Annotated in this window: 17 protein-coding genes; 6 read left to right on the forward strand and 11 right to left on the reverse strand. The window is 70.7% G+C overall.

Annotated features, from left to right (window positions below; genetic code table 11):
* Positions 1-3: 3 nt before the first annotated feature.
* From EPO51_RS03650 to EPO51_RS03665, 4 genes are all read right to left on the reverse strand, one after another.
* Positions 4-1,281, reverse strand: a complete 1,278-nt coding sequence (locus EPO51_RS03650; RefSeq protein WP_293346097.1) for an RsmB/NOP family class I SAM-dependent RNA methyltransferase — start codon at positions 1,279-1,281, stop codon at positions 4-6.
* 4 nt (positions 1,282-1,285) lie between these two features.
* Entirely contained in the window at positions 1,286-1,690 is a 405-nt protein-coding gene (locus tag EPO51_RS03655; RefSeq protein ID WP_293346099.1) for an MAPEG family protein, read from the reverse strand.
* 24 nt (positions 1,691-1,714) lie between these two features.
* Entirely contained in the window at positions 1,715-3,178 is a 1,464-nt protein-coding gene (gene guaB / locus EPO51_RS03660; protein ID WP_293346101.1) for an IMP dehydrogenase, read from the reverse strand.
* A gap of 71 nt (positions 3,179-3,249) precedes the next feature.
* The gene (locus EPO51_RS03665) at positions 3,250-4,440 is read right to left on the reverse strand and encodes an MFS transporter (protein WP_293346103.1); all 1,191 of its coding nucleotides are present in this window, start codon (positions 4,438-4,440) and stop codon (positions 3,250-3,252) included.
* A 54-nt stretch (positions 4,441-4,494) separates the two neighbouring features.
* Here EPO51_RS03665 and EPO51_RS03670 point away from each other — a divergent pair, with 54 nt between their 5' ends.
* Positions 4,495-5,388: a LysR family transcriptional regulator gene (locus tag EPO51_RS03670; RefSeq protein WP_293346104.1), complete on the forward strand. Its 894-nt coding sequence runs from the start codon at positions 4,495-4,497 to the stop codon at positions 5,386-5,388.
* On the opposite strand, the gene EPO51_RS03675 is transcribed toward EPO51_RS03670, so the two are convergent.
* Positions 5,375-6,082, reverse strand: coding sequence for an RlmE family RNA methyltransferase (locus tag EPO51_RS03675; protein WP_293346105.1), 708 nt, complete (start codon positions 6,080-6,082; stop codon positions 5,375-5,377). The two genes, EPO51_RS03670 and EPO51_RS03675, sit on opposite strands and share 14 nt — an antisense overlap.
* A complete protein-coding gene (locus EPO51_RS03680) occupies positions 6,079-7,164 on the reverse strand; it encodes a Ppx/GppA phosphatase family protein (RefSeq protein ID WP_293346106.1) in 1,086 nt (361 codons plus the stop codon). Before EPO51_RS03680 ends, EPO51_RS03675 begins: the two co-directional genes overlap by 4 nt.
* Before the next feature lie 164 nt (positions 7,165-7,328).
* Here EPO51_RS03680 and hspQ point away from each other — a divergent pair, with 164 nt between their 5' ends.
* Complete coding sequence (gene hspQ, locus EPO51_RS03685; RefSeq protein WP_293346107.1) at positions 7,329-7,658, forward strand: heat shock protein HspQ; 330 nt, start codon at positions 7,329-7,331, stop codon at positions 7,656-7,658.
* A 26-nt stretch (positions 7,659-7,684) separates the two neighbouring features.
* On the opposite strand, the gene EPO51_RS03690 is transcribed toward hspQ, so the two are convergent.
* Entirely contained in the window at positions 7,685-8,995 is a 1,311-nt protein-coding gene (locus tag EPO51_RS03690) for a tetratricopeptide repeat protein (RefSeq protein ID WP_293346108.1), read from the reverse strand.
* A 153-nt stretch (positions 8,996-9,148) separates the two neighbouring features.
* Here EPO51_RS03690 and phhA point away from each other — a divergent pair, with 153 nt between their 5' ends.
* Entirely contained in the window at positions 9,149-10,021 is an 873-nt protein-coding gene (phhA, locus tag EPO51_RS03695) for a phenylalanine 4-monooxygenase (RefSeq protein ID WP_293346203.1), read from the forward strand.
* Here the strand turns inward: phhA and EPO51_RS03700 are convergent.
* A complete protein-coding gene (locus tag EPO51_RS03700) occupies positions 10,018-14,217 on the reverse strand; it encodes a translocation/assembly module TamB domain-containing protein (protein ID WP_293346109.1) in 4,200 nt (1,399 codons plus the stop codon). The genes phhA and EPO51_RS03700 overlap by 4 nt on opposite strands.
* A complete protein-coding gene (locus EPO51_RS03705) occupies positions 14,214-15,998 on the reverse strand; it encodes an autotransporter assembly complex protein TamA (RefSeq protein WP_293346110.1) in 1,785 nt (594 codons plus the stop codon). Before EPO51_RS03705 ends, EPO51_RS03700 begins: the two co-directional genes overlap by 4 nt.
* A 265-nt stretch (positions 15,999-16,263) precedes the next feature.
* On the opposite strand from EPO51_RS03705, the gene EPO51_RS03710 reads away from it, so the two are divergent.
* The 3 genes from EPO51_RS03710 to EPO51_RS03720 are packed head-to-tail and all read left to right on the forward strand — an operon-like array spanning position 16,264 to position 19,662.
* Positions 16,264-17,673 carry a circularly permuted type 2 ATP-grasp protein gene (locus EPO51_RS03710; protein ID WP_363200065.1) on the forward strand — a complete coding sequence of 470 codons (1,410 nt, stop codon included), beginning with the start codon at positions 16,264-16,266 and terminating at the stop codon, positions 17,671-17,673.
* A 31-nt stretch (positions 17,674-17,704) separates the two neighbouring features.
* On the forward strand, positions 17,705-18,652 hold the full coding sequence (locus EPO51_RS03715; RefSeq protein WP_293346111.1) for an alpha-E domain-containing protein: 948 nt from the start codon (positions 17,705-17,707) through the stop codon (positions 18,650-18,652).
* Between the two features lie 14 nt (positions 18,653-18,666).
* Positions 18,667-19,662: a transglutaminase family protein gene (locus tag EPO51_RS03720; protein WP_363200046.1), complete on the forward strand. Its 996-nt coding sequence runs from the start codon at positions 18,667-18,669 to the stop codon at positions 19,660-19,662.
* A gap of 117 nt (positions 19,663-19,779) precedes the next feature.
* On the opposite strand, the gene EPO51_RS03725 is transcribed toward EPO51_RS03720, so the two are convergent.
* Positions 19,780-20,964, reverse strand: coding sequence for an FAD-dependent oxidoreductase (locus EPO51_RS03725; RefSeq protein ID WP_293346112.1), 1,185 nt, complete (start codon positions 20,962-20,964; stop codon positions 19,780-19,782).
* Positions 20,965-21,023: 59 nt separating this feature from the next.
* The gene (gene phoU / locus EPO51_RS03730; protein WP_293346113.1) at positions 21,024-21,692 is read right to left on the reverse strand and encodes a phosphate signaling complex protein PhoU; all 669 of its coding nucleotides are present in this window, start codon (positions 21,690-21,692) and stop codon (positions 21,024-21,026) included.
* Positions 21,693-21,698 lie beyond the last annotated feature (6 nt).

The raw sequence follows: 21,698 nt of genomic DNA on the forward strand, positions 1-21,698 counted from the left end.
CCGTTAGCGGGCTTTCTCCAGCACTGAGACGTAGAAGCCGTCGGTGCCGGAGGATCGGGGGGTCAGGCGCAGGTCGCCGTCGGCGGTGAGGAACTTGGCGAGATCGGGCTCGGCGCTCGCCGGCTGCCGGGAGAACTCGGGGTGCGTTTCCAGGAAGGCGGCGACGCGGTCCTCGTCCTCTTCCGGCAGCACCGAGCAGGTGACGTAGACCATCCGGCCGCCGGCCTTCACGAAGCCCGCCCCGTCGTTGAGCACCAGATCCTGGTCGGCCTGGCGCTTGGCCAGGGTCTCGGGCGTCAGGCGCCACTTGGTGTCGGGATGGCGGCGCCACGAGCCCGTGCCGCTGCACGGCGCGTCGATGAAGACCACGTCCATCCTGGCCGTGAGGTCCTTGAGGGGCTCGGGGTTGAGCGGCGTGCGGACCTGCAGGTTGCGGACCCCCGCGCGGTCGCCTCGGCGGATGGTGTCGGTCAGCCGGCGCGCGTCGCTGTCGTAGGCGTAGATCTGGCCAGTGTTGGCCATGGCGGCCGCCAGCGCGAGGGTCTTGCCCCCGCCCCCGGCGCAGAGGTCGAGCACCTGCTTGCCCTTGACGTCTCCAGCGGCTGAGGCGGCCACCTGGCTGCCCAGGTCCTGGATCTCGAACCAGCCCTTGGAGAATTGCGGGATGGCCTCGACGGCGCCGCTGCGCTCGGCCGCAGCCGGCGCGGCGACGCGCAGGGCGTTGGGCAGCAGTCCGGGCGGCTGGGCGTCGAAGGGGGTGAGCGCCTTGAGGGCGCGGGCGGCGTCGGTCTTGATCGTGTTGACGCGCAGGTCGACGGGCGCGCGTTCGGCCAGAGCGGCGGCCTCCGCCGCCCGATCGTCGCCGAACACGCGGGCGAACGACGCGTCCAGCCAGTCGGGGTAATCGCCGCGCACGGCGGCGGGGGCGTCGGCGAGGTCGCGAGGCGCGGCCAGGGCCGCTCGCTCGGCCTCGGTGAGCGGGCCATGGCCGTGGACCTCGTCGCCCGCCGCCTCGGCCAGCCGCTCGATCGACCAGTCCCACTCGAAATGCAGGGTGCCCAGCACCGCGGACCGCAGGCTGTCGTCGCCCATCTTCCAGGCCAGGGAGCGCTTGCGGCGCAGGACGTCCAGCACCAGGCCGGAGATGAAGGCCCGGTCCTTGGAGCCCGCGTAGCGCGCGCCCTCGCCCCAGTTCTTCATGGCGAGGCGGACGGGCTTATGCCGCGTCTCGATCTCGGTCAGAACCTCTATGGCCGCCGTCAGACGTCCGCCGTCGCGCATCAAGTCACCTGAAAAGGGCCGCGAGCACCATGACGAGCCCGATCATCGCCACGAACCACACCAGCGTACGCACCAGCGGGATTCCGCTGGCGTAGAGGGGCGCATAGAGGGTGCGCCCGATCACATAGAGCCCGGCGCCCCAGATCGTGAGCGGCGTGCCCAGCTTGCCCGCCACCGCGCAGGCCAGGACGGCCGCGGCGAAGAAGGGGAAGGTCTCGGCGAAGTTCCAGAAGGCCCGCTCCAGCCGCGCCGCCGCGCCGGTGATCGGCATCGGCGTGTCGCGGGGGCCGGCGGCCCACTTCATGTCCTGCTGCGCCCGCGCGGCCCCGGCAGCCCAGAGGAGCTGGACCAGCCCCACCACGACCGCCGCCGCCAGGAGCTTCAGCTCCACAGCCACTTCCCCACCCATCTCGGCCTCCCGTCTCGGCGCCGATCAGCCGGCGCTCGGATAGTTCGGGGCTTCCCGCGTGATCATCACGTCGTGGACGTGGCTCTCGCGCAGGCCCGCGTTGGTGATGCGGATGAACCGGGCGCGCTCGCGGAACAGCTCCAGGGTCGGCGCACCGACATAGCCCATGGCCGCCCGCAGGCCGCCCACCATCTGGTGCAGGATCGGCGCGATCGGGCCCTTGTAGGGCACCTGGCCCTCGATGCCCTCCGGCACCAGCTTCAGCGCGTCCTTCACGTCCTTCTGGAAGTAGCGGTCCGCCGAGCCTTGGCCCATGGCGCCCACCGAGCCCATGCCGCGGTACGACTTGTAGGAGCGGCCCTGGTAGAGGAACACCTCACCGGGCGCCTCATCCACTCCGGCGAAGACCGAGCCCATCATGGCCACGGAGGCGCCCATGGCGAGCGCCTTGGCCAGGTCGCCCGAGTACTTGATCCCGCCGTCGGCCACGACCGGCACGTCGGAGCCCTTGGCCGCGCGCACGGCGTCGGCGATGGCGGTCAGCTGAGGCACGCCCACGCCGGCCACGATGCGGGTGGTGCAGATGGAGCCGGGGCCGATGCCCACCTTCACCGCGTCGGCGCCGGCGTCGATCAGGGCGCGGGCGCCATCATAGGTGGCCACGTTGCCGGCGACGATCTGTACGCGGTTGCTCTCGCGCTTCACCCGCTGGACGGCTTCGGCGACGCTGGCGTTGTGGCCGTGGGCGGTGTCGATCACCACCACGTCAACCCCGGCGTCCACCAGGGCCATGGAGCGCTCGTAGCCCGCGTCGCCCACCGTGGAGGCGGCGGCGACCAGCAGGCGGCCCTGCGCGTCCTTGGCGGCGTGAGGGTGAGCCTGGGACTTCTCCATGTCCTTGACGGTGATCAGGCCGACGGCGCGGTAGGCGTCATCGACCACGATCAGGCGCTCGATCTTGTGCCGGCGCAGGAGGTCGCGGGCCTCGGCCTGCGTCACCCCTTCCTTCACCGTGACCAGGTTCTCGTGCGTCATCAAGGCCTTGGCCGGGATATCTCCACTGCCTTCGAATCGCATGTCGCGGTTGGTGAGGATGCCGCACAGCTTGCCGGTCCGCGGATCCACCACGGGGAAGCCCGAGATCTTGCGCCGCTCCTTGATCGCCCGGACCTCGCTCAGCGGGGTGTCCGGATTGATGGTCAGCGGGTTGATGACCATGCCGCTCTCGTAGCGCTTCACCTCGCGCACCTGGTCGGCCTGTTCATCGACCGTCAGGTTGCGGTGCAGGACGCCGATGCCGCCCGACTGGGCCATGGCGATGGCCAGCCGGCTTTCGGTGACCGTGTCCATGGCCGCGGACACGAGCGGGATATTCAGACTGATTTCACGCGTGAACCGGGTCGAGACGTCCACCTGCGTGGGCATGACGTCGGACGGGCCGGGTTCGAGCAAAACATCGTCGAAGGTGAGACCTTCGCGGATCTCCATGAGACTCTCCGTTTTGCGGTCCGCGTATAGGGGCTCGGCGGCGCTCGGGGCAAGGGGCGTGAAGGGGGCGTTCATGCGATTACGGGCTCCGGGGAGACTTGGGGGCGGCGGATGAGACCGAAGGTCATGGCGAACATGACCAGGCAGAGGGCGGATGTGCCGAGGATGGCGAGGCTCGCCGAGCGCTCCAGCGCCACCGCGAACACCGCCGGACCGAAGATCTGGGCGAACAGCGCCGGGCGGCCGATCAGGGCGGAGCGGTAGGCGTAGTTGGCCGGCCCGTACAGGCTGAGCGGCAGGACGCCCTTGGCCACGGTGAGCATTCCGTTGCCGGCCCCCTGCCCCATCGCCATGACCGCCCCGGCGGGACCGCCGAAGATGAGCAGGGCCGCAGTCCCGGTCGGGTGCATGAGGGTCGCGAGGCGGGTGGTGGCCAGCGGCGGCAGCCTGCGCAGCACCGTGAACTCCAGGAACCGCACGGTGACGGCGGCGATCCCCATCAGGCCCGCGGCGGCGGTGGCGGCGTGCGGCGACAGGCCGAAGGCGGCGAGCAGGCGCGGCAGGTGGGCGCTCATGCAGGTCGAGACGAACCACGCGCAGGCGAACAGAACCGCGAGCTGCGCCATCGGCCGGTCCCACCGGACGGGGGCGTGTGCGGCGTCCGGCCGGGGGCCATGGCCGGGCGTCCTCGGGCAGACCCAGGCGGTGAGCGGCAGGCAGACCAGGATCTGCGCGGCCGCCCAGACAAAGTGAGTCCCGCGCCAGCCGACCTGCTCGGCCAGCCAGCCGGTCAGCGGCCAGCCGACCACGGAGCCCAGCCCACCGATCAGCGCCACCGCCGTGATCGGCCTGCGCGCCGCCTCGCCGTAGAGCGAGACCAGGATCGCGAACGGGGTCGGCGAGAGGCCCAGCGCCTGGCCGAACCCGATCACCGCCATACCTACGGCCAGGCCCAGGCCGTCGCGGGCGAAACCCACGAGGACCAGACCCGCCGCCAGGGCGACATGGCTGGCCAGCAGCACCTGCTTGCCGCCGTGGCGGTCGATGCGCCTCGCCACGCGAGGCGCGATCAGGGCCGGAACCGCCAGTGACAGCGAGACCATGGCGAAGACGAAGGTGGTGGAGAGGTCGAGGTCGCGGCCGATGGCGTCGCCCAGCACGCCCATCAGGTAGAAGCTGGAGGCGAAGGCCGCGCTCTGGCCCAGGCCGAAGCCGCCGACCACGAGGGCCTGGGGCGGTTTGGGGGAGGTGCGGGCTTCCATGGCGAGCTAGTGCCCGGATTGTCGATTTGAGGAAATCGACTTATTCGATCTCCAATGTTCGGAAATCTCACATCAGGGCCGTTGCCATCGCTGAACGCGCTGCGGGCCTTTGAGGCGATGGCGCGCACGGGACGGGTCACGCTGGCGGCCGACGAGTTGCATGTGACCCACTCGGCGGTGAGCCGGCAGGTGAAGGCGCTGGAGGCCGCGCTGGGCGTGCGGCTGTTCGCCGGGCCGAAGAACCGGCTGGAGCTGACGGCGGCGGGACGCGAGCTGTTGCCGGCGCTGACCGAGGCCTTCGACCAGATCGCCGGGGCCGTTCGGCGGGTGCGGACCGGCGGCGAAGACCTGCACGTGGCGGTGAACGCCTCGATCTCGGTAAAGTGGCTGATCCCGCGGCTGGCCGGGTTCCAGGCGGCCTATCCGGAGATCCGGCTGCACCTGTCGGAGCTGGCGGCCCACGCCACCTCGCATCGCGGGGCCCAGGCGGTGGTGCGGATCGTCCCGACCAGCCGGCTGTCGGACCCACACTGCAGGCCGTTCATCCGCAACGCCCTGGGCGCGGTGATGTCGCCGGAGCTGGTCGAGCGGACCGGCGGCGACGTGCTGAAGGCCCCTCGCCTGGCCGCCACCACCCACCCGGAGGCCTGGCCGATCTTCGCGGAGCTGGCGGGGGTGGAGCTGGCGCCCGCGAACGACCGGCCCTTTGCGCACGTCCACTTCGCTATGGACGCGGCCCTCGCCGGCCTGGGGGCCGCGGTGGTGTCCTGGCCGCTGTGCGTGAAGGAGGTCCAGGCGGGGCAGCTCGTGGCGCCGCTGGGGTTCCGCAGGTCGGAGAGCGCTTTCGCGATGCTGACCGCGCCCGGAGCCGAGAGCCGGGCGCTGGACCGGTTCCGCGACTGGCTGGTGGCCGAGGGCGCTAGGACGCCGGCGCCTATCGCCCCTTGAAGCCCGTCGCGACGAGGAAGACCTCGGACGAATCCTGCCGACTCGCCTTGGGCTTCACGTTCTTCACCTCGGTGAAGTGGCGCTTCAGGCCGGCGATGAGCTGATCGGATCCGCCGCCCTGGAAGGACTTGGCCACGAAGGTCCCGCCCGGTCGCAGCACCTCCAGCGCAAACGCGATGGCGGCCTCGATCAGGCCCACGATGCGCAGGTGGTCGGTTTCGCGGTGGCCGACGGTGTTTGGGGCCATGTCGGACAGCACCACGTCCGGCGCCCCGCCCAGCAGTTCCATCAACTTCGGGCCGCAGGCTGGGTCGGTGAAATCCATCTGCAGGATCTGGGCAGGAGGCAGCGGGTCGACCGGCAGGAGGTCGACGCCGACGATGTTGGTCACGCCGCGCAGGATGGCGATCTGGGTCCAGCCGCCGGGGGCCAACCCCAGGTCGACCACGCGGGCGCCGGGCTTCAGAAAATGGAAGCGGTCGTCGATCTCGGTGATCTTGAACGCCGCGCGGCTGCGGTAGCCCAGGGCGCGGGCCTTGGCCGAGAACGGGTCGTTGACCTGGCGCTCCAGCCACGCCTGCTGGGAGGGTGTGCGCTGCTTGGCGGTCTTCAGGCGCGCGGGCTTGCCGCGGCCGCCTTCCTGGCCGCCGGTCGGCAGTTTCACCATGCGCTTGCGGGGGGGATCGTCGGTCATGCGGCGGCCTTCGTACCACCTCGGCCGCGCCGGCGCTTGCGCCGTCGGCGATGGCTGCGCTCGGCCATCAGGGACAGGAGAATGCCTTCGCGGAGGCCTCGGTCAGCCACCCGGACGCGGTTGCAGGGCCACTGTTCCTGCACCGCCTGAAGGATCGCCGCGCCCGCCAGCACCAGATCGGCGCGGTCCGGACCGATGCAGGGCTGGGCCGCCCGCTCCGTCGAGCTGAGCGCCAGCAGGCCGCCCGCGGCCGCCTCGCACTCGCCGCGGCTCATCCAGATGCCGTCCACCCGGTTGCGGTCGTAGCGCGGCAGGCGCAGGTGCATGCCGGCCAGGCTGGTGATGGCGCCGGACGTCCCGACCAGATGGGCGCGGTCGGCGTCGAAGATCGGCTTCATGGGGTCGGCGCGCTTGAAGGCGGCGATCTCCGCCTTCACATGGTCGACCATCTGGCGGAACCAGCCCTCGGTGGCGACCTCGCCCTCCGGGAACCGCTCGGCCAGGGTGACCACGCCGATCGGCACCGACAGCCACGCCCGCACCGGCGGCGTCGCGCCGGGAACCACGCCCTTGAGGTCCACCCACGACAGCTCGGTGGAGCCGCCGCCCACGTCGACGACCAGGGCCGCCTCATGGCGGTCATCCAGCAGGTTGAGGCATCCTGTGACCGATAGCCGCGCTTCTTCCTGCGGGCTGATGATCTGCAGCTTCACGCCGGTCTCGTTGGCCACTCGGTTGACGAAGGCCTGGCCGTTCTGGGCGATGCGGCAGGCCTGCGTCGCGATGGCGCGGAACTTGACCACCCGGCGGCGACGCACCTTCTCGCCGCTGACCTTGAGCGCCGCCATGGCGCGCTCCATAGCCTCGTCCGACAGCCGCCCGCTCGCCGTCAGCCCCTCGCCCAGGCGCACGATGCGTGAATAGGCCTCCACGACGCGGAAGCCGCCGTGTTGGGTGGGCGTGGCGATCAGCAGGCGGCAGTTATTGGTGCCCAGGTCGAGGGCCGCATAGCAGGGCGGATCGCCCACAGGTCTCTCTCGCCCGCGACTCGGCGGCGGTAGCGCGCGCGGCGCCTCACTCATGGACATCGTCCGTCCTAACGCAGGCGCGCACCCCCCGTGAGCGCCTCATTTCGCGGCGACTGTAGCAAGCGGGACAGGCGCCAGGAAGACGACGACGGTTGAATGACGACTTTCCGACGCTACGTTCACCTTCCAGTCAGGAGCGAAGGATTAGATTCGCGGTCATGAGCACGCGACTCGCCAAATTCACCATCGGCCAGGTCGTCCGCCACCGCGTCTACCCGTTCCGGGGCGTGATCTTCGACGTCGATCCCATCTTCTCGAACACCGAGGAGTACTGGCTGTCGATCCCGGAACATATCCGGCCGCACAAGGACCAGCCGTTCTACCACCTGCTCGCCGAGAACGATGAAAGCGCCTACGTGGCCTATGTCTCGGAACAGAACCTCGAGATCGACGAGACGGGGCAACCCGTGGGCCACCCGCAGGCCGCGCTGATCTTCGACGCGTTCAACGAGGGCCAGTACAAGCTGCGTCCCGGCATCGGCCACTAGGCCCCGTAGGCCCCGACGGCTAACGGCTAGGCCGCGACTTCGGCGTCCAGCGCCTTCACCACCTCGGGCGAGATCTCGGTCGCCTTGGCGCGATCGCTCTCGGCCCCTGTCGCGTCGCCGGCGAGCGACTTGGCGCGCGCGCGCCACCACCACACGCCGGCCAGCTCGGGATGGCGCTCCACCACGACATCGAAATCCTTGATCGCCTTGTCGTAGCTTTTGCCCTCGATGTGGGCGCGCCCACGGGCGAAGCGGGCGTCCCAGAAGCTGCCGTCCAGCGCCACGGCCTTGTCGAAGTCGGCGACGGCGCGCGCGGCGTCACCCCGCGCCTCCCACAGCAGGCCCCGGTCGTAGTAGGGCGAGGCCTCGTCCGGGAACGACCGCACCACGCCGTCCAGGATCGCGATGGCTTCGTCGTAGCGCTGCTGCAGGGCCGCCACCCGGGCCAGGCCCTGGCGGGCGCCGCGATCGGTTGGCTGGCGCTTGAGCAGGGCTTGAAGCACCGCCGTCGCCTTGTCGTAGGCGTTGGCGTCCATGTGGATGAAGGCCTGGTCGTAGTAGGCGACGGCCAGGTCGGGATCCGCGCGCTGGGCGGCGCGATAGCTGGCCAGCGCCTCGTCGGTCAGCTCCATCGCCTTCAACACGTCGCCGCGCCGGACCAGGAGCTCAGCGTCGTTCGGCTTCGCCTTCAGCGCGGCGTTGTAGGCCCCCAGCGCCTCGGGATATCGCTCCAGGGCCTCGAGGACCTGCGCCTTGAAGTAGACTTGGTTCAGATCCGGCTTCTCGAGACGCTCGGCCTTGCGAAGGTCGTCGAGCGCGCCCTCATCCTCCTGCAGCGCGTAGAGGGCGCGGGCGCGGGCGAGGTAGATCGAGGGATCGTCCGTCATGACCGCCAGGGCCGCGTCATAGTCGCGCCGGGCGCCCTCGTAGTCCTTGCGGTCGAAGCGCACCAGGCCACGGCTGACGCGCGCCATGGTGTTCTTGGGGTCGATGCCGATGGCGGCGTCGTAGTCCGCCAGGGCCGCATCCGTGCGCTTCATCAGTTCCAGGATGTGTCCGCGAGTGACCAGGGCGACCGGCTGCTTCGGCGCGAGCTTCACGGCCGCTTCCGCCTGGGCCAGCGCGGCGTCCAGCTTGTCGGCGCGCATATAGGTCTCGGCCAGGATCACACGGGCCTGGGCGGCCGTGTCATCGTCCACGCCGGGCGCCGCAAGGATCCGCTCGCACGCCGCGACGCGGCCCGCCGCGTCCGCCTCGCCGCGAGCGCAATCGGCCGCGATCGCCGGAGACGCCAGACAAAGGGCGGCCGCCGCCGCCCCGAACACACTGAAACGCATCGCAGCCCCCGACCCGAAACAAAACCCGAACAGGCTAGCGCTACAGTTTCCATGCGTAAAGCCGTGGGTGCGCGCAAGTTTGTTTCTACGAGCGGTTGTCTGGAGGCGCAAAGAGGCGGGAACTTGCGGCGCAGGCGCTTCATTCTCGGCGCCATGGCTCACGACCACACATCCCTGACCCGTCCGCCCAGCGCCCGCGAGGACTGGACCATCGACCAGGACTGGGACGCCTATACGCAGGCGGAGCACGAGGTCTGGATCACCCTGTACGAACGCCAGCGCGCCCTGTTGCCGAACCGAGCGTGCGACCCGTTCCTGAAGGGGCTGGACTCGCTGGATCTGCACCGGGCCGGCATCCCCGATTTCAACCGCATCAACGAGGAATTGAAGCGGCTGACGGGCTGGACGGTGGTGGCCGTGCCGGGCCTCGTGCCGGACGAGGTGTTCTTCGAGCACCTGGCCAACCGGCGATTCCCGGCGGGGCAGTTCATCAGACGCGCCGATCAGCTTGATTATCTTCAGGAACCCGACATCTTCCACGACGTGTTCGGCCATGTACCCATGCTGACCGACCCCACCTTCGCCGACTATATGCAGGCCTATGGCGAGGGCGGCTTGCGGGCGCTGGGCCTGGGCCAGCTCCACAACCTGGCGCGGCTCTACTGGTACACGGTGGAGTTCGGCCTGCTGGAGACGCCGGCCGGCCTCAGGATCTACGGCGCGGGCATCGTCTCCAGCCACGCGGAATCCATCTTCGCGCTGGACGACCCCTCCCCCAACCGCCTGGGCTTCGAGCTCGACCGGACCATGCGCACGCCCTACCGGATCGACGACTTCCAGCAGGTCTATTTCGTGATCCCGTCGCTGCAGGCCCTGCTGGACGCCACGCTGTCGGACTTTGGCGCGCTCTACGCCTACCTGGCGGGACAGAAGGACATCCCAATCGAGGCCGTCTTGCCCACCGACAAGGTCTTCACACGGGGAACTCAGGCCTATGCCCGCCGCGGCGGACGGACCGCGGCCTAGTAGTCCTTGCGCCAGCGGACGGCGATGCGGTTGCCCGTGCCGGTCGTTCCGGAGCTCTGGGTGGCGAGCCGCGACAGGATCGAGAGGTTCTTGCGGATCCGCCATTCGACCTGCGCCGAGGGCCCCTCCCGGCCGCCGCCGGTCAGTTCGAGATAGACGTCGTCGGTCAGGTACTTGCCGCCCGACACGGTCACGCCCGACTGGTCGCCGCCGCCGAACGCCAGCCGGTCCAGGCCCGCGAAGTTGCGCAGGTTGCCGATCACGTCGAAGCCCCCGCCCCCGGCCAGCGCCGACAGGGCCGAGGCCAGCTGGGCGGCTTCCACCGGCGAGAGCTGCGAGGCGGAGCGCTCGAACAGCACCTTGGCCAGCACCTCGTCGTTCGGCAGGCTGGGCGAGGAGACCAGGGTGATCTCAGGCCGCGCCGCCGTGCCGCGGATTCGGACGGTGACCGTCAGCGACGGATCCTCCCGCACCGCGTCCAGCTGCAGGCGGATGTTCTGCGGCCGGGTGGAGAGATAGACCACGCTGCGGTCGTCGAACTCGAAGCGCTTGCCGGCGAAGTCGTAGTCGCCGCGCACCACGCGGGCCGTGCCGCTCAGGTCGGGCGCGGTGGTGGTGCCGCCCACGTGGGCGTCCAGCGACAGCTCCACGTCCAGGCCCCGGCCGCGCAGGAAGATGCGCCGCGGCGCCCGCAGCTTGACGTCCAGGGCCCAGCCGTCGCCGCGCTTCAGGCTGGGCGGCAGGGCGGCGGGCAGGTCGTCGGGGCGGTTGACCTCCTTGACGTCCATGGCCACCACGCCCGACGGGATCGGCGGGTCGGCGGCCACGTCGGCGCGGTCGATGGTGAGGTCGCCGGTCAGCTTCACCTTGCCGTCGGCCCCGCGGTTGATGGTGGCCTCGCCGGTGGCGGAGGCCGTGGCCGTCTCGTTGTCGATCAGGCGGAAGGACTTGAGGTCCAGCCGGAAGCTGGAGGCGCCTTCGCGCAGCAGGCTGACCCGGCCCTGGCCGCTGAGCTGGCCGCCGTGGCCGTCGACGCCCTGGGCCTCCGTGACGTTGACCGCGTCCTGGGTGAACGCGGCCTTCAGGGTCACCTCGCGCAGGGACAGGCCGGTCCCGCCGTCGTCGAACCGGCCACGCTCCACGGAAATCTGGCCCGAGGCGTTCGGATTGGCCAGGGTGCCCCCGATCACGCCCTCGGTGCGCACGAAGCCGGCCAAGGCGCGCTCGCCCCCGATCGCCAGCTCCCAGAGCGGCCGCACCTCGCCCTCGGCGAAGAACCGACCGCGCATCGGCCGCTGCCGGGCGATCGCCACTCGGAACGGCTTGGCCGAGGCCTCGGCCGGCAGCACGAAGCTGGCGTTGGCCTTCAGGCCCTGTTCGTTCAGCGTGGCCACGTCGAGGGTCAGGGTGGAGTCGGCCAGCCGCGCCTTCAGCGTCCCGTCCATGCCCTGGTTGGCCGGCGTGCCCTTGCCGCGGGCGTCCTCCAGCTGGGCGTCCAGCGCGCCCTGCAGCCGGTCTCCCTGGCCCTGGACCGCCAGGGTCGCGTCGATGCGGCCGTCGAAGTCGGGGTTGAACAGGTTGAGCCCCATGCCGACCAACTTGGCGCGGATGTCCGCCGCCTCGCCGCGCAGGGTCCCGTCCAGGTCGAGCTTGCCGCCGTCCGAGCCGGCCAGCCGCACGCGCGCGCTCTGCTCCGGGCCGCCGAAGCGGAAGGAGGCGGTCTCGATGGTGTGCAGGTCGCGCTTGCCCAGCGTTCCCTTGCCGTCGAAGGCGAGCTGGTAGCCGGGGTCGACGTCGTTCAGCACGCCCTTGCCGTCGATCGTCCAGGGCCCCTGCCCGGACGCGCCTCGGGCGCTGGCGACGAATGGAAGGCGGGCCAGCGGACCATCGGCGCTGAGCCGGGCGCTGCGGACGGTGATGGCGGAACCCTTGGCGCGGACGCCCTCGGCGCGCAGGTCGAGCACCGCGCGGGCGCCGCCGGCGGCGTCGGCGATCTTCGCGCTCCCGGTGACGCGGCCCGCGTCCAGCAAGGCGCCGCGGCCGATGTCGAGGGTCAGGTCGGCGGCGGAGGGGCTGCTGCGGCGCAGCGACAGCGATCCGGCCGCCTTGATCCCGCCGGCGTCCACCGACAGCTCGGTCAGATCGACGCCCCCCGCGGGGAAGCGGAAGTCGGATCGAGCCTTGGCTGGGCCGTACTGGCTGGCGGCCGTGAGGGCGACAGTGCCGTTGGAGCCGTCCGCCTGGCGCTGGAAGGTCAGCGCCAGCTTCGCGTCCTTGAGCGGCAGGCGCGGCACGTCGAGCTGTTCGAGGTCGGCCACCAGGTCCAGGCGCGGCGCGGTCAGCGCGCCGGTGACGCCGCCGGTCCCGTTGATGCGCCCGGTGATCTCGACCGGACCGGCGCGGACCGGGCCCGTGGCGCTCCAGTCGGCCTTGAAGGCGAGCGCGCCGTTGGCTTCCATGACGCCCGCGGCGTTCGCATCCAGCGCGGCGCCGTCGAGATTGGCCTTGGCCACGGACAGCTTGCCGGCCTGCCAGTTGGCCTGGACCTGCAGCCTGGGCTTGCCGCCCAACAGGCGGTCCAGCTCGGCCAGGCCCACGGCGAAGCGGTCGCCGCGGGCGTCCAGGGTGAAGGTCCAGGGCGCGGCCGAGCGGGCCTGGGACGCCTGGAAGGCGATGCTGGCGGCGCCATTGGCCCCCAGGCGAGCCTCCGATAGGTTGGAGAGGTCGGCTTTGCCCTTGAGGTTCACCGCGCCCAGCAGGCTGCGCCCGCCGCTGGCCTGCACCTTGAGCCCGCGGCCCGTCACGTCCAGGCGACGCACCAGGAGTTGGCCGTTGGAGAGCCGTTCGCCGTCCAGGACCGCGACCGGCGCACCGCCGAGCAGGGCCGCCGCGAAGCCCTCGCCGCGCCCGCCGGCGCCCGTGGCCTTGGCCTTCACCGCGAAACCGGCCTTGCTCCGCCCGAACTCCAAAGGCCCCGAGATGCGGGCCAGGCCATAGCTGCCGAGCTCCACGTCGGCGACATTGGCCGAGCCGGCGAACTTCCAGGCGGCCGCATCGCCGGTGACCACGCCCACCACACGCGTGGCGCCCAGCTTCGGGCCGGCGCCGACGATCTTCGACAGCGAGGCGGCCTGGGCGTCCAAGCGCACCCCCCGCGGCCCAAGCTGGCGCTTGCCCAGGTCGCCCTCGCCCCAGGCGCGCAAGCTCATGGCGTCGGAGCGGAGCCGGGCGTCCAGGGCATAGGCGCCCTCGCGCGCCTTGCGGCCGGCGATCCCGAACAGCACGTCGCGGCCGAAACGTTGCGCGTAGGGCGCCGTCAGGGTGGAGGCGGTCAGCAGCAGCCGCCCGCCCGCCTGCCCGCCCTGCGGGTTCCACGCGCCGCGGGCGTGGAGCGGCGTCACCGTCCCGGTCGTCGCCTCGGCTGAGAAGCGCCCTTGCGAGACGGCGCCGTTGGCGCGGACCGACAGCCTGAACGGCTGGTCGGGCGAGAGGCCCGCCGCGCCGGCCAGGGCTCCGCCCTTCGCCTCCACGGCGTCGGCGACGATGCGCATCGGCCCGGCGTGGCCGACCGAGAAATCCAGGTCCAGGCGGTCGCCGGCGTGCAGCACGCTGGCCGCGCTGACCTTGCCGCTGCGCCCGCCCTTGCGCTCGACATCGACGTTGAAGCGGAGGTCGTAGACCCCGCGGGCGTTGCTGAACGCCGGTTCCAGGATCAGCCGGGTCGTCGCCTTGTCGATGTGAAAGGAGAGCGGCAGGCCACGGTCCTTGCCCTTCGGCGCCAGGGTAGGCCGGCGAAGCACCCGGATGTTTTGGGCCTCGATCAGGTCGGCGTCGAAACGTCTCCTCAGGAGTTCGAGGTAACGCCATGAGACATGGACATTATTCGCCTCCAGCCAGACGCCCTTCTCGTCACGGATCGTGATCCGGCGGGCCCGCGCGTCGCGCCAGATGTCTCCGGAAAGGCCTTCGACCTTCAGCCGCCCGATACGGCCCAGCTTCAGGCCGTCGGTGCGCGCCTCGATCAGCAGCCGGACCTGGGGGATCAGCACGCCGTAGCGGGTGATCGCCAACGCGCCGACCAGCAGCAGCAGCAGGGTCACCGCCACCGCGGTGATCGTCTTGGGCAGCGCCGAGCGCTTCAGGACCTCCGGGACGGCCCCCTCGCCTTCAGGCGGCATGTCGACGGGTTCGCTCAAAAGCTCTGCCCGATGCTGAGGTAGACCTGGATCGGCTGCTCGCCCTTGCGGCGCGCGACGGGCGTGGCGATGTCCACGCGGATCGGCGCGAAGCCAAGATTGTAGCGCACGCCCAGGCCGACGCCGACCGCCAGGTCCTGGAAGTCGATCGGGCCGCTGGAGCCCACGGCGCCGGCGTCCACGAAGGCGGCCATGCCCCATTTCGCCGTCAGGTCCCGCCGGACCTCGAGCGAGGACTCGAACAGGAATACGCCGCCGCGCGGCGTGTCGTCGTCCAGCCGAGGGCCGACGGCCTGGTACGAGAAACCGCGCACCGAGCCGCCGCCGCCCGCATAGAACCGCTGCGACGCCGGGATCTGGTCGACCGTGCCGTTCAGGATGCGGCCCAGGCGCAGGCGGGCGGCCACCACAGTGCGCGCCTGCTTGTCGAGCGGCAGGTAGTAGGTGCCCTGCGCGAGGGCCCGCAGGTACGGCAGGTTCGTGTCGCCCAGGATCAGGGTGGGCTCCAGGCGCGCGCTCAGCCGCCAGCCCCGGGTCGGGCTGAGCGGGTCGTTGGAGCGGTCCAGCAGGACATCGCCCAGGGCCTGCAGGGTGATCAGGTCGCGGCCGAGGGTGGTCAGCATCCCTGGCGTGGCCTCGCTGAGCTCCTCCGTCTGGCTGTAGTCGGCCGACACGCCGGCGGTGACGTAGGACGTCTTGCCGTAGCGGCGGGTGACGTCCGCGTTCACGCCGAAGCCGGTCTCGTCATAGGCGTCCGTGCGGACCTTGTAGACTGCCGCGCCCGTCTTCAGGGTCTGCGCCGGGCGCAGCCAGTGCGGCAGGCTCAGTTCGGCGCCCACGCGGCTGTCGCGGGTCGAGACCTGGCCGTAGAGGGCTATGGTGTCGGCGCGGCGGAGCCGGTTGTAGTGAGTCCATCGGGCGTTGACGCCGATCCCGTCGACGGTGGCGTAGCTGGCGCCACCCTCGATGGTGCGCGGCTTGCGTTCCGACAGGCTGACCACGACCGGGCGCAGACCGTCGGCCGTGGCCTTTTCGGGCGGGGCCAGGGCCACGGTGACCGAATCGTAGACGCTGGTGTCCAGCAGCCGGCGCTCCAGCTCGGCCACCTCGTCGGGGTCGTAGGCCTCGCCCGAGTTCCAGGGCGCGAGGCGCCGCAGCCACTCGGGGTTCGTCCGGCCGCCGGGGGTGATGTCCAGGCCGTCCAGCCTGACCAGCATCCCCGCGGCGATGTGGTAGGTCGGGCGCACGGTGTGGTCGGCGTGGTCGACGATCACCTCGCGGGGTTCGGCGGCGGCGTCGGCATAGCCGCGTTTCTGCACCGCAGCCACGACGCGGCCCTCTGCGGCGATCACGTCCACGGCCCGGCCTGGCGCGCCGGTGGTCAGCGACATGGCCTCGCGCGCGGCGGCCTCGGAGGCGGGATCGGGCGTCTCGCCCTGCCAGGCGATGGCGGCGCCGCCGATCATGAATCGCTGGCCGGGGGTGATCTGGACGATCGGGCGCGGCGGCTCGGCCTCGCTGACGTCGGCCTCGACCTGGTTAGCGTAGTAGCCCTCCGAGCGCAGGACCGCGATCGCGTCCTCGGCCGCAGCCCGGGCGCGGCGGCGCGCCTCGAACCGGTTCTCGATCGGCCGATCGGTGTCGCCGATCACGCGCTGGATCGTAGCCCGCAGCTCGGAATCCATGTCGCCCTGGACGACCGCCTTCGGCTCCGCCGCGTCGGCCAGGCCGGGCGCACATAAGGCCGCCGAGGCGGCGACGGCGTAGAGCAGTCGACCCAAGCCCGAATCCTCGCTGGCGCCCCCAGCTCCGGGTGTAGCCGGGCGGCTCATTCCTGTCATCCGAGCCGGGCGCCCAAATGCTGGGCAGTCGCAGATCGCCGGGCTTCTGGGCGATGAATTTCGAACCACGGCTTCCGGCGGGACCTTAAGCGTCCTACAGATTCAACATGCTGAGTGGCGGGAAGGCGTGGATTCCATCGTGAGCGTCAGGCGGGACGAACCGGCCTTGAACGTGGCGGCCCCGATTGTGGCCCCCTACGACGAAATGCTCACGCCGGATGGCGAAGTCAGACCGCACTACGCCGCCCTGGACGCCCGGCTCTCGACGCTGAGCACCGAGGAGCTGGCCGAGCGGCAGCGGACGCAAGAGCGGTTCTTCCTGCTCCAGGGCATCACCTTCACGGTCTATGGCGCCGAAAGCTCCACCGAGCGGATCATCCCCAGCGATATCCTGCCGCGGATTATCGCGGCGGCGGAATGGGCCCGCATCGAGGCCGGTCTGACCCAGCGCCTGCGCGCGCTGAACATGTTCCTGGCCGACATCTATTCGGAACAGCAGATCCTGATGGACGGGGTGGTGCCGCGCGAGCTGGTGCTGCAGGCCCCCTCCTACCGGCGGGAGATGCAGAATCTCTACGTGCCCCACAAGGCCTACGCCAACGTCTGCGGCTCGGACCTGATCCGCCAGCCGGACGGCGCGTTCGCGGTGCTCGAGGACAATCTGCGGGTCCCGTCGGGGGTCTCGTACATGCTCGCCAACCGCGAGGCGTCCCGCCGCGTGTTCCCGGGCACGTTCCGGGGCGCTGGCGTGCGCTCGATCGACCGCTACCCCGACCTGCTGCTGACCACGCTGAAGAGCATGGCGGCCGACTGGCGGCCGAACCCGCAGGTCGTCGTGCTGACCCCCGGGGTCTACAACTCCGCCTACTACGAACACGCCTACCTGGCGCGGCTGATGGGCGTGCCGCTGGTCGAGGGCCGCGACCTCGTGGTCCATGACAACATGGTCTACATGCGCACCACCACGGGCCTGCGCCGGATCGACGTGATCTACCGCCGGGTGGACGACGACTTCATCGACCCCCTCACCTTCCGGCGGGATTCCTCGCTGGGCGCGGCGGGACTGTTCAACGCCTATCGGGCCGGCAACGTGGTGATCTGCAACGCGCCGGGCACCGGGGTCGCCGACGACAAGGCGGTCTACGCCTACGTCCCGGAGATCATCAAATACTACCTGGGCGAGGACGCGATCCTGCCCAACATCGAGACCTTCCTCTGCCGCGAGCCGGCTCAGTTGAGCCACGTGCTGGGCAACCTGGACAAGCTGGTGGTCAAGGCCGTGGGCGCATCGGGCGGCTACGGCATGCTGGTCGGCCCACACTCCACCAAGGCCCAGCAGGCGGAGTTCGCCGACGCGCTGCGGGCCGATCCCGGCAACTACATCGCCCAGCCGACGATCCAGCTCTCCACCGCGCCCTGCCTGATCGACCATGCCGTCGAGGCCCGGCACGTAGACCTGCGGCCGTTCATCCTCTCCGGCGAGAAGATCGTGGTGACGCCCGGCGCCCTGACCCGGGTGGCGCTGCGGAAGGGGTCCCTGGTGGTGAACTCCAGCCAGGGCGGCGGATCGAAGGACACCTGGGTGCTGTCCGAGACCAAGGGCGACCCGAAATGATGCTCGCGGTTTCAAGCAAAGGATCGCCCGCATGATGCTCGCTCGGGTGGCGGACAGCCTCTACTGGATCGGGCGCTACGTTGAGCGGGCCGAGCACATGTGCCGGCTCTCCGACGTGATGCTGAACGCCACCCTGGACCGGTCGGAAGCGGCCTCCCAGGTGGCCCGGATCGCCCTGGCCGCGGTCGGCGACCCCGACGTGGCCAAGGCCAAGAACCCCTATGACGCCGCCCGCGCCCTGGCCCTGGACCGCGGCGACGAGGGCTCGATCTTCTCGTCCATCGCGCTGGCCCGTGAGAACGCGCGGCAGGTGCGCGACCAGATCACCACCGAGACCTGGGAGCGGCTCAACCTCATCTACCTGCGCATGAGCGACCCCGAGGCGGGCCGCTCCTTCGAGGATGGCTCGCAGCTTTTCCTGCACGACACCATCGCCGACCTGCACCTGTTCAAGGGGGCCGGCGACGCCACCATGAGCCACGGCGAAGGCTGGAGCTTCCTGCTGCTGGGCGTGTATCTCGAACGCGCCCAGCTCATCGGATCCCTGCTGGAGGTGGTCTTCGGCGAGGGTCGGCGGCGCCGGCCGATCTCGGACCACTTCGCGCTCACCAGCGTGCTGCGGATGGGCTGCGCGCTGGAGCCCTACCTGCGAGCCTACACCGCCGAGATGCAGCCGCGCCTGATCCTGCAGTTCCTGATGCTGGACGAGGACTTCCCGCGCTCCATCCGCTTCTGCACCCAGGAGATCGAGAGCCACCTGTCGGCGATCATCCGTCACGCCGGCATGGCGGGCAGCGTCGGGCCGGACCGCCTGGCCGGGCGCCTGCGCGCGCGGATGCAGTACGCCGACATGGACGAGATCCACGCCCAGGGCCCCAGCGCCTTCCTGAAGACCGTGCTGGACGAGTGCGCCGCGATCCACCGCAGCCTCTACGACACCTTCGTCGCCTATCCCCTCGAAGACCGCCTGCCGGCGTAAGGACGCGAACCCCAGTGCTGCTCGAGATCCGCCACGTCACCCAGTACCGCTACGCCTCCCTCGTGCGCGAAAGCGTCATGGAGGTGTGGATGCAACCGCAGAAGAGCGCGCGGCAGCGGCTGGTCAGCTTCGACCTCGACCTCGACCCGCCAGCCCAGGTGTTCCCCTACCCCGACAGCTTCGGCAACGCCGTCTACCATTTCGACGTGCCACAGCCGCACGACAAGCTGACCATCACCGCCCGCTCGGCGGTGGAGACCCAGCCCGCGCCGCCACAGCCCGATCACCTGGATCGTGGCGAATGGGATCGCCTGCGCTCGGAGTTCCTGCGCGGCGAGAACTTCGACTTCCTTCACCCCCATGGCTTCGCGCGGGAAACGGAGGCGCTTCACGCCTACATGGCCGAGCACCAGATCGACGCCATGCGCGGCGCCGATCCGCTGACCGCGGTGCGGGCGCTTAGCAAGCTGATCTACGATTCCTTCGGCTACGAGGCCGGGGTCACCCGCGCCGACAGCCCGATCGACGACGTGCTGAAGGCCAGGAAGGGCGTCTGCCAGGACTTCGCCCACGTGATGATCACCATCTGCCGCCTGTGGGGGATTCCGGCCCGCTATGTCTCGGGCTACCTGTTCACCGACCGCAAGCACGGCGACCGGTCCGATCCCGACGCCACCCACGCCTGGGTTGAGGTGTTCCTGCCCAGCCTGCGCTGGATCGGCTTCGACCCCACCAACAACACCCCGGCCACCGAGCGCCACGTGGCCTGCGCCGTGGGGCGGGACTATTCCGACGTGCCGCCGTCGCGCGGGGTCTACAAGGGCGAGGCCGAGAGCCAGCTCGCGGTCGGGGTGTCCGTGCGCAAGGCGCGCGCGGCGCTGAGCGATCCGGAATTCCTGCGGGTCTCGAGCTCGACCGCCCGCAGCATGCCCGCCGGCCGCCGGGCCAGCGGCGCGGCCGCCTACCAGCACCAGCAGCGCCTGCACCAGATGCAGCAACAGCAGCAGTAGGGCTGCTGCGGCGGGAAAGCGCTCTTGCGATGACGCTTTGACCCAACGTCCTGACTGGGGCCGAGGACCGGCGCGCCGATGGGCCGTCGTAGCCCGCCGCAGCGGCCTTAATATAGGTCAGGCGCGCGGCTGGAACAGCGGGGCGATGGTGGCGACCGCCGCCTCGGCCTCGGCCCGGTCGGGCGCCTCGTTGTCGTCGTTGTAGCCGTAGGACTCGTCCGGCCCGGAGTTCTGGACGGCCATGCCGTCGCGGCGCGGCGTCGTGCCGATACCACGATAGTAGAGGCTGTAGGTGACCTCTTCCTGCGGGATCAGCCAGGCGATCTGGCCGCGGACCGGCACGATGCTCTCGTCCTTCCACAGCGCCCGCGCGCCGTAGCCGGTGCAGTTGATCACGACCTTCTGCTTCAGGACGCCCAGGTCGGCGGGCGTGCGAAACTCCGCCATCTCGAACCTGCCGCCGTTCAGCAGGAAGTCGTTGGTCAGGACGTGGCCGTAGGCTGCGATGTTGAACATCGGCAGGCTGGCCTTGCGCACATAGGGCACGGGGAACGGGTGCTGCCCCGCCTCCAGGGCCTCGGACGGCGGCGTCAGGTCGCGGATTCGCGACTCGTAGTGGGCGAATTCCATGGGCTCGGGCGCGCGGGCCCGGTTCGGCGTGTCGAGCAGGGCGTAGCGGTCGATCCATTCCACCGGCCGGTCCGCCAGGCCCAGGTACTGCTGGTGGATGCGGAACGACTTGCGCGCCATCTCTTCCCAATAGGCGGGGAAACCCACGCCCACGGAGCCCGCCAGCGCGATGCGGCTGTCGGGCGACCAGATGCCGGTGGCCCGCGCGGAGCGCGCCTCAGGCAGGCGGTCCTTGGCGTAGATGGTCACCCGCGCGCCGGCGCGCTGCGCGATCGTGGCGGCTGTCAGGCCAAGGGCGCCGCCGCCGATGACGGCGATGTCCTTCTCGCCGCCCGCCAGGGCCATCTTCACGGCCAGCAAGCCCGAGCCCCACGACAGCGACCAGCCGCTGCCGCCGTGGCCGTAGTTGTGGACCACCAGCTTGTCGCCCACCGTCTCGCCCTCCAGGCGCGGCCCCGCGGCGCGGAACGGACGCAGGCAGACGGTGATGCCCATGATCCGGTCGGCGCGGGCCTTGATCGGGGCCAGCGGCGGCGGGGCGCGGAAGCCCGGGCCCGCCAGCGCGGCGCTTCCGGTCGTGGCGCAGCCGCCCAGGAGCCCGAGGCCGCCCAGCGCCGCAGACCGCTGCAGGAACGCGCGGCGATCCGCCAGCCTTGCGATTTCAGATGTCACGCCCTGCCCTCACCCATCGACGCCGCCATGTTCGGCGGCGTCGGGGTCGGGACGCAACCCTAGAGCTTCGGCCGGTTCGACAGATCGGTCCCGGTGATCTGATAGTGGACGAGTTCGGCGATGTTGGTGGCGTGGTCGCCGATCCGCTCGAGGTTCTTGGCGATGAACAGCAGGTGGATCGAGTCGCCGACCAGATCGGGTTCGGCCGCCATGGTGGCGACGATCTCGCGGACGACGCCCTCGTGCCGCTCGTCGATGTCGGTGTCCTTGAGCCAGACGTTGTAGGCGCCCTGGGCGTCGTCGTTGCGGTAGGCGTTGATCACCGCCCCCAGACGTTCCGACGCCATGCGGCCCAGCTCGGCGACGCTGGCCGAGTGCGCCTCGGTGGGTGCGGTGTCGAGGCGCGGCACCCGCTTGGCGATGTTCTTGGCCAGGTCGCCGCAGCGCTCGAGCTGCATGGCGATCTTCATGGCCGCGATGGGCCGGCGCAGGTCGTCGGCCATGGGCTGGCGCAGCGCGATGAAGCGCACCGCGTTCTTCTCGATCTCGATGTCCTGGAGGTCGACGGCGTTGTCCGCGCGCACCACCTTCTCGGCCGCCGGCAGGTCGTGGCGCACGAAGACGTCCACCGCCGCCCGCACCTGGGCCACCGCGAGATCGCCCATGGCGGCGACGGCGTGGGAAAGGGAGCCGAGGTCGAGATCGACCGCTTTGAGGGTGTGATCCACTTGTGA

The organism is Phenylobacterium sp. (assembly GCF_004297125.1).
In the GTDB taxonomy this organism is placed as follows: Bacteria; Pseudomonadota; Alphaproteobacteria; order Caulobacterales; family Caulobacteraceae; genus Phenylobacterium.

Excerpts from the sequence above, each read along its gene's own strand:
- EPO51_RS03650 (WP_293346097.1), bottom strand. The coding sequence starts at position 1,281 with ATGCGCGACGGCGGACGTCTGACGGCGGCCATAGAGGTTCTGACCGAG.
- EPO51_RS03655 (WP_293346099.1), bottom strand. The coding sequence starts at position 1,690 with ATGGGTGGGGAAGTGGCTGTGGAGCTGAAGCTCCTGGCGGCGGCGGTC.
- guaB (WP_293346101.1), bottom strand. The coding sequence starts at position 3,178 with ATGGAGATCCGCGAAGGTCTCACCTTCGACGATGTTTTGCTCGAACCC.
- EPO51_RS03665 (WP_293346103.1), bottom strand. The coding sequence starts at position 4,440 with ATGGAAGCCCGCACCTCCCCCAAACCGCCCCAGGCCCTCGTGGTCGGC.
- EPO51_RS03670 (WP_293346104.1), top strand. The coding sequence starts at position 4,495 with ATGTTCGGAAATCTCACATCAGGGCCGTTGCCATCGCTGAACGCGCTG.
- EPO51_RS03675 (WP_293346105.1), bottom strand. The coding sequence starts at position 6,082 with ATGACCGACGATCCCCCCCGCAAGCGCATGGTGAAACTGCCGACCGGC.
- EPO51_RS03680 (WP_293346106.1), bottom strand. The coding sequence starts at position 7,164 with ATGAGTGAGGCGCCGCGCGCGCTACCGCCGCCGAGTCGCGGGCGAGAG.
- hspQ (WP_293346107.1), top strand. The coding sequence starts at position 7,329 with ATGAGCACGCGACTCGCCAAATTCACCATCGGCCAGGTCGTCCGCCAC.
- EPO51_RS03690 (WP_293346108.1), bottom strand. The coding sequence starts at position 8,995 with ATGCGTTTCAGTGTGTTCGGGGCGGCGGCGGCCGCCCTTTGTCTGGCG.
- phhA (WP_293346203.1), top strand. The coding sequence starts at position 9,149 with ATGGCTCACGACCACACATCCCTGACCCGTCCGCCCAGCGCCCGCGAG.
- EPO51_RS03710 (WP_363200065.1), top strand. The coding sequence starts at position 16,264 with ATGCTCACGCCGGATGGCGAAGTCAGACCGCACTACGCCGCCCTGGAC.
- EPO51_RS03715 (WP_293346111.1), top strand. The coding sequence starts at position 17,705 with ATGATGCTCGCTCGGGTGGCGGACAGCCTCTACTGGATCGGGCGCTAC.